This window comes from Pseudomonas sp. IT-232MI5, from assembly GCF_949767845.1.
Classification (GTDB): domain Bacteria; phylum Pseudomonadota; class Gammaproteobacteria; order Pseudomonadales; family Pseudomonadaceae; genus Aquipseudomonas.
Genome location: NZ_CATKQE010000058.1, coordinates 154,394 through 172,023, shown reverse-complemented (window position 1 = coordinate 172,023; position 17,630 = coordinate 154,394). Strand labels below are relative to the sequence as shown.

Here is a 17,630-nt window from a genome sequence, read left to right as displayed (position 1 = left end):
CCGGAACGAAACTCAAGGGCGCTGGATCTGCTGCAGGTGACCATAGAGCTTGGCATACAGACCGCCATCGGCGATCAACTGCTGGTGATCGCCGTCTTCAGCGACCTGACCACCATCGAACACCAGCACGCGATCAGCCTGTTTCACCGCCGACAGTCGGTGGGCAATGATCAGCGTGGTGCGGCCATTGAGGAAGCGCGCCATGGCCTGATGCAGGTTGTACTCGGTGGCGGCGTCGAGGGCAGACGTGGCTTCGTCGAGGATGACTACTTTCGGCTCGGCGAGGATCATCCGCGCGATGGCCAGCCGTTGGCGCTGCCCGCCCGACAGACGCACGCCGGAGCGACCGACAATACTGTCGAGGCCATTGGGCAAAGCGCGGATGGTCGCGTCCAGTTGAGCGATTTCCAGCGCCTGCCAGCAGGCTTCGTCACTGCGGGTGCGGCCCATGGTCAGGTTGGCGCGCACGGTGTCGTTGAACAGCGCCGGGTGCTGTAACACCACCGCGACATTTTCGCGAACCGTTTCCAGGCCGATGTCCTGCTGGGTCGAACCGCCGAACCGGATGGTGCCGGCCAGCGGTGTATAAAGCCCGAGCAACAACTGCACGAGGGTACTTTTGCCGCCGCCACTGGCACCGACAATCGCGACTTTCTCACCGGGAGCAATCGACAGATTCAACTGATCCAGCACCAGCTCATCGCCGTAGCCGAAGCTCAGGCCTTGCACCTGAATGCCGACGGTGTCGCGGCCCTTGAACGGATCGACGCCACCGGGATATTGCGGCTCATCGGCGCGCGCCAACAACTCGTTGATCCGCGCCAGCGCCCCGCCCGCCGCGTAATAGGCGTATTGCAGATTGAGCAGTTGTTCGACCGGGCCGATCATGAACCACAGGTAACTGAACACCGCGAGCATCTGGCCGATCGACAGGTCGGAGAACAACACCGTGAGCATCGCCGCCGCGCGGAAAATGTCGATACCGAACTGAAAGAGCAAACCACTGGCGCGGTTGGAAGCGTCGGTTTTCCACTGCGAATTGACCGCGTAGTTGCGCACCTCCTGGGCGCGCAGGCCGAGCCGACCGAGAAAGAATCCCTGGCGGTTACCGGCACGGATTTCCTGAATCGCATCGAGGGTTTCGCTCAACGCCTGGGTGAAGCGCGAGGTGCTGTCGTTCTCGAGTTTCTTCAGGTGTTTGACGCGTTTGCCCAACTGCACCGTGGCGTAGATCACCAACGGATTGAACAACAGAATCAACAGCGCCAGTTTCCAGTGCATCCACATCAGGATGCTCGCGGTGCCGACCAGCGTCAGCATCGCCACCAGAAAGCGGCTGAGGGTTTCGCCAACAAATTTGTCGAGGGTGTCCAGGTCGGTGACCAGGTGCGTGGTCACGGTGCCGCTGCCGAGGCTTTCGTATTCGCCGAGGGAAATCCGCTTCAGGCGTTCGATCAGGCGCACGCGAATACGATAAACGATGTCTTTGGCCAGCCGTGCGAACAGCCGCGACTGCAACACGCCGAAGCACAGCGAGCCGCAACGCAGGGTCAGTGTCACTACCAGCATCAAGCCGATGTAACCCGCCGCTTGCTGCCACATACCGGGCAGCACGTGATTCATGACTTTCAGCGCAGCGTCGCCATGGCCGAGCAGCACTTCGTCCACCAGCAGCGGCAGCAGCAACGGAATCGGCACGCTGCACAGCGTCGCCAGCACGGCGACACCGTTAGCGATCCACAGGGATTTTTTGTGCCTCAATGCCAGTCGCCGGACTTCTGCCCAGCTCAGCCGGTCGACACGCTTTACGGCTGGCGTGTCATCGGCCCGATCAGACACAGGCCGCGCGTTCCAGCCAGCGGCCGAGCAATGGCGACAGCTCGCTGAGCGGTTGATAGCCGTTGGTCAGCAGCGCCAGTTGACCGTTGCGCTCGGCGAGCAGGGTCGGGAAACCGGCGATGCCCAGATCCTGCACCCAACTGAAATCGGCCTGAGTCGCTTTGTGCTGGTCGGCATGATCGAACAAGGCAGCGAATTCGATACGCGGTACACCGGCCTTTTCTGCCAGCTCGACCAGCACGCTGGCCTGGGTGACATCGCGACCTTCAGCGTAAAACGCCTGCTGGATCAGCCCGACCAGTTTCCACGCGCAATCCGGCGCAAGGCTGCGCGCAGTAACGATCGCCCGGCAGGCCGGCTCAGTGTCATAGACAAAACCATCGGGCAACGCACCGTCGAACTTGAACGCCTGACCGGTGGCCTCGGTGACCGCTTGCCAGTGTTCAAGAATGTAGCGACGCGTAGTCGGCTCCAGCGCCGAACCGCTGCCGGTACGCAAACCACCGACCACCAGATGCAACTCCACCCCGGCTGCTTGCGCCTGCTCGACCAATGCCTTGGCCACCGGAGCAAAACCCCAGCACCATGAACACATCGGATCCATCACATAGAGCAGGCGCGCAGACATGGTTAAGCCTCGGTGGATGCTTGCTTGTAGTTGTAGCCGATCGGGTGCGGCATGTTGCGCGCCTTGGCCAGTTCGATCTGCTTCTGCCGATCGATGGCGCTGCGGCGGGTTTTCTCGCTCAGCTTGTCCCAGCAATGCGGGCAACTGATGCCGGCGACGTAATGCTCGGAGGCTCGATCTTCAACACTGACCGGTGTGCGGCAGGCATGACATTGATCGTAGTCGCCTTCGCTGAGGTCGTGACGCACGGTCACACGGTTGTCGAACACGAAGCAGTCGCCCTGCCACTTGGTTTCTTCCTGCGGCACCTCTTCAAGGTACTTCAGGATGCCACCCTTGAGGTGGTAAACCTCTTCGTAGCCTTCGCCGAGCATGTAGCTCGAAGCTTTCTCGCAGCGAATGCCACCGGTGCAGAACATCGCGACCTTCTTGTGCACGGCCGGGTCGAAGTGTTCTTTGATGTAGTCGGGGAATTCGCGAAAACTGGTGGTTTTCGGATCGATGGCGCCTTCGAAGGTGCCGATCGACACTTCGTAATCGTTGCGCGTGTCGATCAGCAGCACTTCGGGGTCGCTGATCAACGCGTTCCAGTCTTGCGGATCAACGTAGGTGCCGACCTTTTTGTTCGGGTCGACGCCTTCGACACCGAGGGTGACGATCTCTTTCTTCAGTTTGACCTTGGTGCGATAGAACGGCTGCTCGTCGCAGTACGACTCTTTGTGATCAATGTCGATCATGCGTGGGTCGTTCTTCAGCCAGGCGAGCAGGCCGTCGATGCCTTCGCGGCTGCCGGAGACCGTGCCGTTGATACCTTCTTCGGCGATCAGCAGCGTGCCTTTGATCTGGTTGTCGACCATCGCTTGCAGCAGGGGCTCGCGCAGGTTGACGTAATCTTCGAGGGTGACGAACTTATACAGTGCCGCCACGACAATCGGTTGTGTCATGGGTATTTCTCCAGGTGGCTACCCTCGCAAAGGGTGAACCGGATTCAAAAAAAAACGCGCCGGGTGAGCGGCGCGTTGCGGATTCTAGCAAAAAACCGAAGCTTAATGCTTGCTGCCGCCAGCACAGGTCGGCGATGCCGGAGCGGCGCCGATCTCTGCCCATTCCTGCGGGGTGTAGGTGTGCAGCGCCAACGCATGGAACTCGCCCATCAGCTCGCCAAGCGTGCCGTAGACTTTCTGGTGGCGCTTGACCCGGTTCAGGCCGTCGAACTGCGCGCTGACCACCACGGCCTTGAAGTGCGTCTGTAACCCGCGACTGTGCATGTGGCTTTCATCCAGCACTTGCAGGTGCTCAGGCTGAAGCAGGGCCAGCGTCGATTCGATGCGTTGTTGCATGGTCATCACGAACTCCGCTTACTTCTTCTTGGCCGCAGGCGCTGCCGGGGTCAGCTCTTTGGTCATGTCGTCGAGCAGCTTGTTGACGACCGGTACGGCGCTTTCCAGTTTGGCCTGGGTCATCTGGGCCGATTGCTGAGTCAGCTGCGGCATTTTTTCCAGGACTTTCTTGCCCAGTGGCGACTGGTAGAACGCGACCAGGTCTTTCAGCTCGGATTCGCTGAAGTTGCTGGTGTAGAGCTTGACCATGTCAGGCTTGAGCTTGTTCCAGCCGATGGCCTGGTCGAGCGCGGCGTTGGCCTTGGCCTGGTAGGTTTCCAGTACGGCTTTCTTGGCTTCCGGGGCTTTGGTCTGTTCGAAACGCTGAGCGAACATTTGCTGCACTTGCATGTACACCGGAGTGCCCAGCTTGTCAGCGTGCGCCAGGGTCAGGAAAGCTTCAGCACTGGCGTTGTGGCTGGCGGTATCGGCAAGCACCTGGCCGCTGGCGCAAACCAGTGCAACCGCGGTGCAGATGGCACGAAGACGAGTCATCGAGTTTCCTTTTCAGCTAGGCGAGGTAAAACCCCAAGGGCGACCATTCTGCGCCTAAAAAACCTCGTCGCTCAACCCCCGAGCCTTGCCGCGCTTGATTGGCGGGGTTTTACCGGTCAACAATCGGATCGAGGGAACCACCTGGGCCCGACCGGGCCTAAACTGCGCAAACAGACCAACAGGAGTGTGCACGATGAGCCGTATCGAAACCGACAGCCTGGGCCAGATCGAAGTCCCGGACGACGCCTACTGGGGTGCTCAGACGCAACGCTCGCTGATCAACTTCGCCATTGGTCAGGAACGCATGCCGCTGCCGGTATTGCACGCCCTGGCCCTGATCAAGAAAGCCGCGGCCCGGGTCAACGACCGCAACGGCGACCTGCCCGCCGACATCGCCCGCCTGATCGAACAGGCCGCTGACGAAGTGCTCGACGGCCAGCACGACGACCAGTTTCCACTGGTGGTCTGGCAGACCGGTAGCGGCACGCAGAGCAACATGAACGTCAACGAAGTGATCGCCGGTCGCGCCAACGAACTGGCCGGCAACCCGCGCGGCGGCAAGACGCCGGTGCACCCCAACGATCACGTCAACCGCTCGCAAAGCTCCAACGACTGCTTCCCTACCGCCATGAGCATCGCCACCGCGCAAGCGGTGCAGGAACAACTGCTGCCGGCGATTGCCGAGTTGTCCGGCGGCCTCGCCGAACTGGCCGCGCGGCACATGAAACTGGTGAAGACCGGGCGTACGCACATGATGGATGCGACGCCGATCACCTTCGGTCAGGAGTTGTCCGGGTTCATCGCGCAGCTGGATTACGCCGAACGCGCAATCCGCGCGGCACTGCCGGCGGTGTGTGAACTGGCCCAGGGTGGCACCGCGGTCGGTACCGGGCTGAACTCGCCGCACGGTTTCGGTGAAGCGATTGCCGCAGAACTGGCGGCGTTGTCCGGCCTGCCCTTCGTCACTGCACCGAACAAGTTTGCCGCCCTCGCCGGCCACGAACCGCTCACCAGCCTCTCCGGCGCGCTGAAAACCCTCGCCGTGGCGCTGATGAAAATCGCCAATGACCTGCGTCTGCTTGGCTCCGGGCCACGCGCAGGGTTTGCCGAAGTGCGGCTGCCGGCGAACGAACCGGGCAGTTCAATCATGCCCGGCAAGGTCAACCCGACCCAATGCGAAGCGCTGTCGATGCTCGCCTGTCAGGTGCTGGGCAATGACGTGACCATCGGCATTGCCGCCAGTCAGGGTCACTTGCAGTTGAACGTGTTCAAACCGGTGATCATCCACAACCTGCTGCAATCGATTCGCTTGCTGGCCGACGGTTGCAGCAACTTCCAGCAGCACTGCATTGCCGGGCTGGAGCCGGATGCCGAAGTCATGGCCAGACATCTGGAGCGTGGGCTGATGCTGGTGACCGCACTGAATCCGCATATCGGTTATGACAAGTCGGCGGAGATCGCCAAGAAGGCCTACAGCGAAGGGCTGACCTTGCGTGAGGCGGCGTTGGCGCTGGGGTATCTCACCGATGAAGAGTTTGATGCGTGGGTGCGGCCGGAGAATATGATCGAGGCTGGCGCCAAGGGCTGAGATTTGTAGCGTTTCTTAGTAAGTCATCGCGAGCAGGCTCACTCCTACATTTGGAACGCATTCCCCCTGTAGGAGTGAGCCTGCTCGCGAATGGCAGCGGCGCGGTTTAACTGGCGGCCATTTTCATCCGCCGCGCCTTCAAACCGGCGATCAACGACGGCCCCAACGCCACCAGCGCCGAACCCAGCACCACCAGCACCGCCCCGCCATAGCCGAGCGCATTGATCTGCTCGGCATGTACGTACTCGGGCCAGATCCCGGCCGCAATCGCCACCGCACCAAACGTTACCAACGGCGTAATCGCCAACGTCGCACTGACCCGCGACGCCTCCCAATGCGCCAACGCTTCAGCGAACGCGCCATAGGCAATCAGCGTGTTCATGCAGCACGCCAGCAGCAGCCAACCCTGCAAGGGATTCAGGTTCAGCGCCTCAAGCGGGTGCACCCACGGTGTCAGCAACAGCGCGCAGAACAGGTAGATCACCATCATCACCTGCAACGAATTCCACACCGTCAGCAATTGCTTCTGGCCCAGCGCGTAGAAGGTCCACACCGTCGAAGCCAGCAGCACCAGCAACACTCCGGCGGTGTAATCCGACAGTGAGGTCAGCAGTTCGGCCAGCCGCTGATTGAAGAACAGCACAAAACCGATCAACAACACCGCCAGACCAATCCCCTGGCCAATACTGAAGCGTTCCTTGAACACAAACAGGCTGGCGATCAGCAACATGATCGGGCCCATCTGCACCACCAGTTGCGCGGTACCGGGGCTGAGCAGATTGAGGCCCATCAGGTACAGCACATAGTTGCCAACCAGCCCGAGCACCGCCATCAACACCAGCCAACCACCCTTGGGCCCGAGCACTTTGCGGCTGGGCAGGCGTTTTACCGCCGCCAGATAGATGAACAGGCAGCCGCCGGACACCAGCAGGCGAAACCAGGTCACCGTCACCGGGTCCATCACCAGTAATACCTGTTTGAGTTTGATCGGCAGGATGCCCCACAAAAACGCAGTCAGCAGTGCCAGGAACAAGCCGTAGACCCAGCGACCCGATGAAATGTGCATGGAAACCCCAAAGCCTGCTGACAAGTGCGCTCATTCTAGGCGTGCCACCGGGCGCGACACAGGGACAGTTGCGGTCAGGACGCGAATGAAACTGTGCAGGTCGCAGCAGTAAATTGACGCGCCGCCGTTGATCGGCTGAGCGGGCGCGCCAAGTGCTTCAGGCATAAGCTCATTGGATCCCTTTCAGCACATCAGCCGAGGAGACCGATCATGTTAGCAATGCGCGCCCGCGACAGTGCCCCCGCCACGCACTTTCGCAGCGACCGGCTGTGCCGGGTGAATGGTGAACTGTATTTCAGCACTCGGGAAAATACCCTTGAGGGGCCGTTTGAGAGTGCCAAGAAGGCTGAGCTGGAGATAAAAGCTTATATCGCGCGGATGCAGCTGCAGGATTCCAACCGCTAAGTGGTGGTGATCCAATCGCTGGCAAGCCAGCTCCCACAGGATTGGTGGCGTACACAGATTTTGCGAACGCTCCGAAACCTGTGGGAGCTGGCTTGCCAGCGATAGCAATGGAACAGACAACAAAAATGTTCTGGCTTAACGCACCGCCTCAAACAACCCCGTCGCACCCATCCCGCCGCCCACGCACATGGTCACGATGCCGTAACGCAAATTCCGCCGCTGCAACTCACGCACCAGATGCCCGACCTGCCGCGATCCGGTCATGCCAAACGGGTGACCAATGGAAATCGAGCCGCCATTGACGTTGTACTTGTCGTTATCGATCTCCAGCCGATCACGGCTGTACAGGCACTGCGAAGCGAACGCCTCGTTCAGCTCCCACAGATCGATATCCGCCACTTGCAGGCCCTTGGCCTTGAGCAGTTTCGGCACCGAGAACACCGGGCCAATGCCCATCTCGTCCGGCTCGCAGCCGGCCACGGTGAAGCCACGGAAAAACGCTTTCGGCTTGAGGCCCAGCTGCAACGCTTTCTCAAGGCTCATCACCAGCGTCATCGACGCACCGTCAGACAGTTGCGACGAGTTGCCCGCCGTCACCGAACCGTCCTCGGCGAATACCGGTTTCAGTCCAGCGAGGCTTTCATAGGTGGTGTCCGGACGGTTGCAGTCGTCGCGGTCGACCACGCCATCGAGAATCTGCACCTCACCGGTGTTCTTGTCCTCGACACGATACTTGACCGCCATCGGCACGATTTCATCGTTGAACAGCCCTGCGGCCTGAGCTGCCGCAGTGCGAACCTGACTTTGCAGCGAATATCGATCCTGCGCTTCACGACTGACGCCATAACGTCGCGCGACCACTTCGGCGGTCTGGCCCATCGTGTAATAGATGCCCGGCGACTGTTGCTTGAGCAGCGGGTTGATCAAGTGATCAGTGTTGACGCTTTTCATCGTCAGGCTGATCGACTCGACGCCGCCGGCAACGATGATGTCGCTGCAACCCGAGGCAATCTGGTTGGCGGCAATCGCGATAGCCTGCAAGCCCGATGAACAGAAACGGTTGAGGGTCATGCCGGCGGTGCCGGTGCCCAAGCGCGACAGCACCGCGACATTACGGCCGATGTTGTAACCCTGCGCACCTTCGTTGGAGCCTGCACCAACGATGCAATCCTCGACGCTCGCCGGGTCGATATCGTTGCGCTCAAGCAGGGCGTTGACGCAATGAGCCGCCATGTCATCGGGACGGGTCTGGTTGAACTTGCCGCGAAAGGATTTGGCCAGGCCAGTCCGCACGCTGTCGACGATCACCACTTCACGCATGGCATACCTCATTGTTGTGGTCAGTTGAGAGTGGACCGAGCATAAGTCCACTGCATCAACGACCGCGACAATCATTCACCCCGCGTATGCGCGTCTATCGGCTCAATCCTTGTGTTTCTTTGCGCGCTTGTCGGATTTCTCGAAGGCGTCTTCCAGCGCGCGGTTGATCGTGCGCAACACTTTGACCCTGGCCCAGCGTTTGTCATTGGCTTCGACCAGCGTCCATGGCGAGATCTCCGAACTGGTGCGGTCGACCATATCGCCCACGGCGGCCCGGTAGGCGTCCCATTTGTCGCGATTGCGCCAGTCGTCTTCGGTGATCTTGAAGCGCTTGAACGGGATCTCTTCACGCTCCTGGAAACGCTCCATCTGCGTGTCCTTGTCGATGGCCAGCCAGAACTTCACAACGATCACGCCGGCATCGGCCAGTTGCTCTTCGAAATCGTTGATCTCGCCATAGGCGCGCAGCCAGTCGGCTGGCGTGCAAAAGCCTTCGACCCGCTCGACCAAGACCCGGCCGTACCAGGAGCGGTCGAACACGGTGAACTTGCCGCGCGCCGGAATGTGCCGCCAGAAGCGCCACAAGTACGGCTGCGCACGCTCCTCTTCAGTCGGCGCGGCAATCGGCACGATGTTGTATTGACGCGGATCGAGCGCCGCCGCGACCCGACGGATCGCCCCGCCCTTGCCTGCCGCGTCGTTGCCTTCGAATACCGCGATCAGCGCGTGGCGGCGCATGCGTTTGTCGCGCATCAGCCCGGACAATCGCGCCTGCTCGGTGATCAGTTGTTCTTCGTAGTCTTTCTTCTCCAGGCGCTGGGTCAGGTCGAGGCTGTCGAGCAGGTTCAACTGATCGACCGGCGTACCCAACGGCGCGGCGCTGACATCGTGGGGATGTACGTCCGGACGCTTCAGCGCATTTTGCAAACCCTCGAGGAGAATCTTGCCGACCGCCAGGCTGCGGTAGTTGGCGTCGACGCCTTCGATCACATGCCACGGCGCGTAATCACGGCTGGTACGGCGCAGCACGCGCTCGCCGTACTTGACGAACTTGTCGTAGGTTTCCGACTGCTGCCAGTCCAGCGGGCTGATGCGCCAGCTGTGCAACGGGTCATCGGCCAGCGCCTTGAGCCGCGCTTTCATCTGTTTCTTGGACAAGTGAAACCAGAATTTGAAGATCAGCGCGCCTTCATCGCAGAGCATCTTTTCCAGGCGCTCGGCACCGGCGATCGCCTGATCCAGACGCGGATCCTTGAACAAGCCATGCACCCGCCCCTGGAGCATCTGGCTGTACCAGTTGCCGAAGAAAATCCCCATGCGGCCCTTGGCCGGGAGCATCCGCCAGTAACGCCAGGCCGGTGGCCGGGACAACTCTTCATCGGTCTGTTGATCGAAAGTACGCACTTCGATCAGGCGCGGGTCCATCCACTCGTTGAGCAACTTGACCGTCTCGCCCTTGCCCGCACCTTCGATACCGTTGATCAAGATGATCACCGGAAAACGCTTCTGCTGTTGCAGTTCGAACTGGGCTTCGAGCAAGGCTTCACGCAATGCCGGGACGGCCGCCTCATAGGTGTCTTTGTCGATGGCGTGACCGATTTCAGCGGATTCAAACATGGGACGGCTCCTTCCAGGATTCAGCAAGACTAGCGGATTGGGCACAGCAACGGCGCAGAAATTCCCGCAGGTCGCGGATTGTCCGCGAGTCGTCGGGCGCAAGCCTTGCCATGGATCAAGCAGCGCCTGCGCGATCGGCTAGAATGGCCGCCTTGTCGTTGCCGAGCCTGCCATGAAACCTGTATTGCCCCACGCCCAACTCGACTGGGATGACCAGGGACGCCCGCGTTCGCGGGTGTTCGATGACGTGTATTTTTCCGACAAATCAGGTCTGGAAGAAACCCGTTATGTGTTCCTCGAACAGAATCGCCTGGCCGAGCGTTTTGCCGCACTGCCGGCAACTGGTCGTCTGGTTATTGGTGAAACCGGTTTTGGCACCGGGCTGAATTTTCTCTGCGCCTGGCAGTTGTTCGAGCAACACGCCGTGGCCGGTGCGCGACTGCATTTTGTCAGCGTCGAAAAATACCCGTTGAGCCCCGCCGACCTCAAGCGTGCCTTGGCACTCTGGCCGGAACTCAAACCGTTGGCCGATCAGTTGCTGCGCCATTACGTGGCAATCCATGCCGGCTTCCAGCGCATCACCCTGGCCAACGGCCGCGTGACGCTGACGCTGTTGATCGGCGATGCACTGGAGCAACTGCCGCAGCTCGACGCACAGATCGACGCGTGGTTTCTCGACGGTTTCGCCCCGGCGAAAAACCCCGACATGTGGACCGCCGAACTGTTTGTCGAACTGGCGCGACTGGCAGCGCCCGGTTCGACCATCAGCACCTTCACCAGCACCGGCTGGGTACGGCGTTTGCTCAATGCCGCCGGGTTCAAAATGAAGCGCACGCCGGGCATCGGCCACAAGTGGGAAATCCTCCGTGGCGAATTCCTCGGCTGGCCGGCAGAGGTGACGCCGCCGGCGCCGGAAAAACCCTGGTTTGCTCGCCCTGCGCCGATCACCAGTGACCGTCGAGCACTGGTGATTGGCGCCGGTCTCGCCGGATGTGCCACGGCGTCCAGCCTGGCCGCACGCGGCTGGCAGGTGACGTTGCTCGAACGCCATGCAGCCGTGGCGCAGGAAGCCTCGGGCAATCCGCAGGGCGTGCTGTACCTGAAGTTGTCCGCCCACGGCACGGCGCTGTCGCAGCTGATCGTCAGCGGTTTCGGTTACACCCGGCGCCTGCTGGAAACCCTGCAACGCGGCACTGACTGGGACGATTGTGGCGTGCTGCAACTGGCGTTCAATACCAAGGAAGCCGAGCGTCACGCGCAGTTGGCTGAAGCCTTCCCGGAAGACCTGTTGCAGTGGCTGGATCAACCCGAGGCGCAGGCCCGTGCCGGGGTCGGAGTAGCCCACGGCGGCTTGTACTATGCCGAAGGGGGTTGGGTGCATCCGCCGGCGCTGTGTCAGGCGCAAGCGGCGCAGCCGAACATCGAACTGCTCAGCCATTGCGAAGCGCTGCAACTGCGCAAGGTCGATGATCAATGGCAGGCGCTGGACGGTGAGCGTTTGCTCGCCAGCGCACCGGTCGTGGTGCTGGCCGGTGCCGCCGAGATCCAACGCTTTGCCCAGAGTGCCGAGTTGCCGCTCAAGCGCATTCGCGGGCAGATCACCCGTCTCGCCGAAACCGCAGCCAGTCAGACACTGGCCACCGTGGTCTGTGCCGAAGGCTACGTCGCTCCTGCCCGCTTGGGCGAACACACCCTCGGCGCCAGTTTCGATTTCAACAGCGATGATCTGACACCGACCACCGCCGAACACCAAGGCAATCTGGCGATGCTTGCAGAGATTTCCTCTGACCTTGTCGCACGCCTGAAAATCAGCGAACAGCCTGTCGAAAACCTGCAGGGCCGCGCAGCCTTTCGCTGCACCAGCCCTGACTATTTACCGATGGTCGGTCCCCTCGCCGACCGCAAAGCGTTTCTTGACGCTTATGCGCTGCTGAGCAAGGACGCCCGTCAGATTCCGGACATCGCCTGTCCGTGGCTCGACGGCCTGTACATCAATAGTGGCCACGGCTCGCGAGGACTGATCACCGCGCCGCTGTCGGGCGAGCTGCTGGCTGCCTGGCTGGACGATGAGCCGCTGCCCGTACCAAGAAGCGTCGCCGAAGCCTGTCATCCCAACCGTTTCGCGTTGCGCAAGCTGATTCGCGGCAAGTAGTACTTATCCGTCAGCCAGGGTGCAGATGCCCAGATCCGTGTCGCGCAGCGCATCGGTGGTCAGACGCGTCATGACCTCGTCCATGGCGTTTTGGCGCTCGACCTTGAGGACGCCGGACTGGCTAACGTAATCGACACTGGACATCGTGTCTTTCTTCGCGTCCAAGGCAGTCATGCGCTGGTCGTACATATCTCGGACAGAGGAAAACTGATGCGCAAGTGTGCGCTCCAGATAGTCTCTCCAGAATGTCCGCTCACTCATGAACTGCAGCCATTTGGGCGAGAGTTCCGCCGTGGCGACCTGGTTTTTCGCGACGTCCAGATCGGCTGCGGTGACCCCGCCTAATGTGCCAAAAAGCATATTGCGCGGCTGGCCGGGCAATTCCAGTGTCTCGGCCAGACCGATGCGATAGGCGAGGTTTACCTCCAGTGGATCCACCTTCGGGACCTTGGCGGCATGCGCCCGAGCAATTTCATTCAATTGTTCCAACCGGAACAGGCCACGTCCCAGCTCAAGCAACGGCTTGCCACTGGCGATCCGGTTTCCGGCCAGCCGGGTCACCCGATCGACCTCCACGGCGACCTCCAGATAACTGAAGTTCATTGCCGCACTGTCGGTGCAATTGATCGGGGTGGCGGCCAGACTCAGTATCTGATCACACAGCGCTGTATCGGCTTCGGCTGCTTCCAGCACGGCCCAGACTCGCCGCTGCATGTCCTTGTTGACCTTTTCCGAATCGGCGGTATCACCCAGCTCAGCGAGCAGATGGAACAGGCTCTCGGCGCGTGGATCATCCTTGAATGCGTTCCAGATCCGTTCACGCCCGGCCCCCGTCTCAGCCGTTTTATCAGCAAGCCAAAGCGAGCGTGCCTGTTGCTCGTTCATTCGAGCGATGTCATTTTCCAGATACCCCATGCCGATACCGAAATTGTCGCGATAATTCTCCAGGTGTGTTTTGCTCGGATCGGCCAAGGGATTGAGTCCCAGGTCCAGCGCCTGGCTGAAACTTCGCGGTGTCTTGAACAACCAGTCAGGCAGGTTCTTGATCTTGTTGCTGCGCAAGTCCACCCAGTCCAGATACAGCAGATACTCAAGTCCCTTGGGAATTTCCGTGAGGCCGGTGTCTTGCAGTAACAGACGACGCAGATTGAACATCTGTCTGACATCCGGTGTGGCATTCAGCGGATTTTCGTTGAGGTTCAGGTGATGCAGCGAGCGCAAACCGCTGAGTTTGGCCAGCGTATACTCGGTCAGCTGCAGCTTGTTGCCCGCCAGACACAAGCGAGTGATATCGGGCATATGCGACAGCACCTCAGGGAGGCGGGTAATGGCATTGCGATCGAGCTCGAGCGTCTCAAGCTTTTTGAATGACTTGAGGAAGTACGCGACATCATCATCCAGTGCCATGTCATTCATGAACAGTTTCTGGATGTGGTCAAAGCTGATCCCCGGGGGCAGCGTCGGCAGTTTTCCGACCCGCATGCCATCAAAATTCAGGACCCCCACCCATTTCCCGTTTTCATTGGTGACGGAGTAATACCGGCGGAATCCGTTTTCGATCAGCTCGGCCATGGTTTTGCGGCTGTGCCGCACTTCCGCCAGATCCCCTCCGAGTTTGTTCATTGCGCCAGTATCCTCACTCCAGAGGAACAGCGCTTCACGCAAGCTTTGCAGATCCTGGCGCAAGGCATTGACCCGTGTCGCACGAGTCAACTGATCGTCTCCCAGGCCATCGATGAACTCACTGGCCTGCGTTTCACTCAAGCGCGGAAAGAGTTTGCGCACTTTGCGCAGCAACGCCGGTGGATGTTGCACCGCAGGCGGCTGATCACCCTGATTACAGACTGGTTCGACAACCTGCGGCTCAGGCTTGCCATTGACCAGCGTGCGCGCCGTGGCCTCGCGCTCATCCAGTGCAGCGTTGAGCAACTGGCTGCGCAGCTTTGCCGCGCTGGCCTGCTTCGGGTCTGCAAAGCCAATGGCTGTTCGCTGGCGTCGCGGCAGGGCCTTGAGGATGGCTTCGTACAGCGCGTCAGGGCCGAATGCCACTTTTCCCAAGGTTTTGCCGTCGCCGCCAAAAGCCTCATACCCCTCGGCCGACTTCACCAGCGAGCACGTATCGGCGGGGAGCGCCGAGGTGTCGCCAACGGCTTGCAGAATCGGCCCGCTGAGCGTTTTGTCGCGCAGTTCCAGACGCAGTCGGGAATCCCAGCCGCTCAGACGAGGCAACAACTGAATCGCCAGCCTGTCGGTGTCGGCGTTGGCGAGCCTCGACCAATGAAACCCCGCCAGTGCGCGATCCAGTCGCACTTTGCCAATACCATCGCTGACCTCCTGCCCCAGCCGCAGCGGTACTCGACCGGTTTTACGCAGATGCAGGCGCTGCACACTCGACGCGCGCTCGATGAGTGCTTTCGCATAACGCGCCGGGATATCGGGAAAAACACGGCGCAGCTTCAGAACATCATCGACGTCACTTTTATCGTAGCGTTGATACATACGCTCGAAAGCCGCGCGATGATCCGCCTGCAAAACCGCACCGAGTTTCTTTGCCAGCGTCGACTCTTCAACACTTCGCGCGACTTTGCCGCCGAGCAAAGTGTCCACCTCTTTCTGATACAGGCCATCGACTACGGATTGCAGCAACTGGCCCTGCGCCAGTTGTTTTTCGCTGACCACCACCGCCAGCGATTCGTCGAGCACTTTGGTTTGCGGATAGGTCGCCGTCACTGTGCCTTCTGCGTCGGTCACCTCAATGTAGCGGTCGGTCGGCCAACCGGACATTTTCGGCAAGGCGTGCAATTGCGCTTCAACAGGCTGGCCGGAATGGGTTTCGCCGTTCTGCAGTTCGCGGGTCAATTGCCGCAGCTGACGCACGACGCGCGCGCGCTCCACGGTTTCGCGCAGCCGCACAGGCAAACTCAGATTGTCAGTAAAGGCCTGATGCAAGGTTTCTGGCGAGGTGTCGCTGAGTCGCCGCATCATGTCCAGGTCGGTATCCACGAACTCGCTCAATTGCGGATCGATACGTTTGAGCGTGTACGCGGAACTGCCCCACTCTTGCGGTTCTTCAGCAGGCAGCCGCCAGCCACCTTCGACGTGCCGGACAAGCTCCGGCACATATGCTTGCGCGCGTTCGGCATGTTCCAGGCGCCAGACTTTCGCGGCGGAATCATAAGGTCCGGCGAAGAACCGATGATCGACGCGAGCCATGGTTTTCGCACCGATCTGATAAAACTCCTCGGAACTCGGCGCGACCGTCAATCCCGTCGGCAGGAAATGCTCATAGCGCGAAAGGTCAGGTTTCCACAGGCGCGGCTGGCCAGCGTGATTGATAATGGCGGTGAATTCACCGAAGAACGCCGGGTGTGACTGCAGCAGTTTCTTACCCAGCGCTCCCAAGGCTTTTTGTCCCCCGGCAAAGGCAACCGTCAGCGCAATGTTTTCCACGACGCTCAACAGATGCGACAGGGCTTTCTGATGATCACCGCGGCGCCAATCCTCGACCCCTTCGTAAACTTCACTGAGCAACTGCCCGACTGCAACGCCCATCATCAATTGCCCGAGCAGCGGCACGACGAACCCCGCCACGGACGCAACGGTCACACCCAACTGAAGAAAATCCAGCAAGCGTTTCCGGCGGACATCCTCATCGATATCAGCGGTCGGCACCGCCAGTTTGCGCGCGTCGAGTTGAAGCTTGCCGACATGGCTTTGCAGCATGAACTCAAAGAGTGGCACGGCGATCGGCAATTGCTTGATGTGGCCCAGATCCGCGCTGTCAGCGAGTGATTTGAAAAAATCGGCCTTGTCGTCTTCATCAATGCTGTTGGCGAAATAATCCTTGTAACTTTTAACCTTCAACTGCTGCGTCAGGTACTGCTTGAACGCGGTAAAACTGCTGTATTCGTACAGTGGTCGCTCGGGCTCACCCGCCATGTACACCAGGCACCACTCATCGGGGTACAACTCCACCGAACGGGCAGAAAACACCACCACACCCCAGACGCAACTGTCGAAAATTTCAATGCCTTGCATGATCAGCGTTCGGTTGCCATAGAGCAGTGTTTGCGCCGACACCACGCCATCGAAGTCGATCAGCTTCTGCAGCATTTGCTGACCAGACAAGGTGATATGGCTTTTAAGAGCGGCCTGGTGCATGTCGAATTGCAACAGCAGCTTTTTCATTTTCGCGATATCAGCGGTCATGGTGCTGGTGGCGGTCGCCTTGTCATCGCTGTCGCGCAAGCCGAACACCAGCTGGAAATGCTCCTGATAGCGCTTGCCCAAATCCAGCTCTCGGCAAAAAGCGGCAAACGTGGCCGGGGTCAGCCCGGTGACACCGTCTGGGGCACTGTGCACTCGAATAAAACTGCCTTGCGGAAAGCTCTCAGCCGCTTCGTCTTCGCTGAAGTTCTGCATCGCCGCTTGCAACAGCGTCGTTGTAGCGTGCGGGAACGTCTGAATACCGTTCTCGTCGGTAGAGGTCGCAGGGCAACCGCAATCAACGCCCGGCAGACTCAGAAAGTCTTTCTCGACATCAAAAACCACCGACCATTTGCGACTCAAGGCATCGCTCAGTTCACTGATGCAGAACGTCTGCAAGGGCTTCAATGCGAGCAGATCCGCCGCCACGGTCGCCTGAATCTGGTGCAGATCACGGCTTGTCTGATCAAGGGCAGACAAAGCGGCCACCGTCGCTTTCAATAAATGCGCCGGTAGGCTTTCTTGCAGAGTCTGGGCGGTATCGAGATCCTCTGTGGCATCGAGCAATGTGCTGAGGATTGTTTTTTGTGAAAGCTTTGCTTTGGTTGACATCGGCAATAGTCCTTTATTGCGAAGTGGAGGTTTGAACATATCGGAATCGAAGAACAATTAACAATCCAAGACCTGATGTTCCTGCACGCATAAAACCACAACAACCCTCATCAATAACATAGATATCTACCACCACTTTTCCGGTAACTTCAGGGTGCCCCGAGTGCCATCTCCCCTGCAAATACCGCACACACACTCAGACCTTTCCGTGGCGATAGATATGTATATATTTCAATCAAAATACCGCTGACTTCATGGCTCAAGCGATCAAATAAACACGTTATTTTTTTTCGTTTCGACGGCCTAGGATCAAGTCTCTTCTT

The 17,630-nt window shown here is 59.7% G+C and carries 12 protein-coding genes; 3 read left to right on the top strand and 9 right to left on the bottom strand.

The genetic code is table 11. The annotated features are described in order from the left end of the window. Positions 1 to 12 precede the first annotated feature (12 nt). The 5 genes from ACM6JQ_RS24095 to ACM6JQ_RS24075 form a co-directional block, all read right to left on the bottom strand. On the bottom strand, positions 13 to 1,839 hold the full coding sequence (locus ACM6JQ_RS24095; RefSeq protein ID WP_007908392.1) for an ABC transporter ATP-binding protein: 1,827 nt from the start codon (positions 1,837 to 1,839) through the stop codon (positions 13 to 15). Further along, a complete protein-coding gene (locus ACM6JQ_RS24090; protein WP_174245131.1) occupies positions 1,832 to 2,434 on the bottom strand; it encodes a DsbA family protein in 603 nt (200 codons plus the stop codon). Before ACM6JQ_RS24090 ends, ACM6JQ_RS24095 begins: the two co-directional genes overlap by 8 nt. Before the next feature lie 35 nt (positions 2,435 to 2,469). Then, the gene (locus tag ACM6JQ_RS24085; RefSeq protein ID WP_150706499.1) at positions 2,470 to 3,411 is read right to left on the bottom strand and encodes a rhodanese-related sulfurtransferase; all 942 of its coding nucleotides are present in this window, start codon (positions 3,409 to 3,411) and stop codon (positions 2,470 to 2,472) included. Between the two features lie 102 nt (positions 3,412 to 3,513). Beyond that, the gene (locus tag ACM6JQ_RS24080; protein ID WP_007908388.1) at positions 3,514 to 3,813 is read right to left on the bottom strand and encodes a BolA family protein; all 300 of its coding nucleotides are present in this window, start codon (positions 3,811 to 3,813) and stop codon (positions 3,514 to 3,516) included. Positions 3,814 to 3,825: 12 nt separating this feature from the next. After that, complete coding sequence (locus ACM6JQ_RS24075) at positions 3,826 to 4,341, bottom strand: DUF2059 domain-containing protein (RefSeq protein ID WP_007908385.1); 516 nt, start codon at positions 4,339 to 4,341, stop codon at positions 3,826 to 3,828. Between the two features lie 193 nt (positions 4,342 to 4,534). On the opposite strand from ACM6JQ_RS24075, the gene ACM6JQ_RS24070 reads away from it, so the two are divergent. Further along, positions 4,535 to 5,929: a class II fumarate hydratase gene (locus ACM6JQ_RS24070; RefSeq protein ID WP_007908383.1), complete on the top strand. Its 1,395-nt coding sequence runs from the start codon at positions 4,535 to 4,537 to the stop codon at positions 5,927 to 5,929. A 106-nt stretch (positions 5,930 to 6,035) separates the two neighbouring features. On the opposite strand, the gene ACM6JQ_RS24065 is transcribed toward ACM6JQ_RS24070, so the two are convergent. Continuing rightward, positions 6,036 to 6,995 (bottom strand): DMT family transporter, encoded by a 960-nt coding sequence (locus ACM6JQ_RS24065; protein ID WP_007908382.1) that lies wholly within the window; start codon positions 6,993 to 6,995, stop codon positions 6,036 to 6,038. A gap of 210 nt (positions 6,996 to 7,205) precedes the next feature. Between ACM6JQ_RS24065 and ACM6JQ_RS24060 the strand changes: the two genes are divergently transcribed. After that, entirely contained in the window at positions 7,206 to 7,400 is a 195-nt protein-coding gene (locus ACM6JQ_RS24060; RefSeq protein WP_414894779.1) for a DUF6316 family protein, read from the top strand. 135 nt (positions 7,401 to 7,535) lie between these two features. Here ACM6JQ_RS24060 and ACM6JQ_RS24055 read toward each other — a convergent pair whose 3' ends face one another. Beyond that, positions 7,536 to 8,720 carry a thiolase family protein gene (locus ACM6JQ_RS24055; RefSeq protein ID WP_095112909.1) on the bottom strand — a complete coding sequence of 395 codons (1,185 nt, stop codon included), beginning with the start codon at positions 8,718 to 8,720 and terminating at the stop codon, positions 7,536 to 7,538. 102 nt (positions 8,721 to 8,822) lie between these two features. Next, positions 8,823 to 10,337, bottom strand: a complete 1,515-nt coding sequence (gene pap / locus ACM6JQ_RS24050; RefSeq protein ID WP_007908377.1) for a polyphosphate:AMP phosphotransferase — start codon at positions 10,335 to 10,337, stop codon at positions 8,823 to 8,825. 172 nt (positions 10,338 to 10,509) lie between these two features. Between pap and mnmC the strand changes: the two genes are divergently transcribed. Beyond that, complete coding sequence (gene mnmC, locus ACM6JQ_RS24045; protein WP_095112908.1) at positions 10,510 to 12,489, top strand: bifunctional tRNA (5-methylaminomethyl-2-thiouridine)(34)-methyltransferase MnmD/FAD-dependent 5-carboxymethylaminomethyl-2-thiouridine(34) oxidoreductase MnmC; 1,980 nt, start codon at positions 10,510 to 10,512, stop codon at positions 12,487 to 12,489. A gap of 3 nt (positions 12,490 to 12,492) precedes the next feature. Here the strand turns inward: mnmC and ACM6JQ_RS24040 are convergent, their stop codons facing one another. Continuing rightward, positions 12,493 to 17,307 (bottom strand): NEL-type E3 ubiquitin ligase domain-containing protein, encoded by a 4,815-nt coding sequence (locus tag ACM6JQ_RS24040; RefSeq protein ID WP_414894778.1) that lies wholly within the window; start codon positions 17,305 to 17,307, stop codon positions 12,493 to 12,495. Positions 17,308 to 17,630 lie beyond the last annotated feature (323 nt).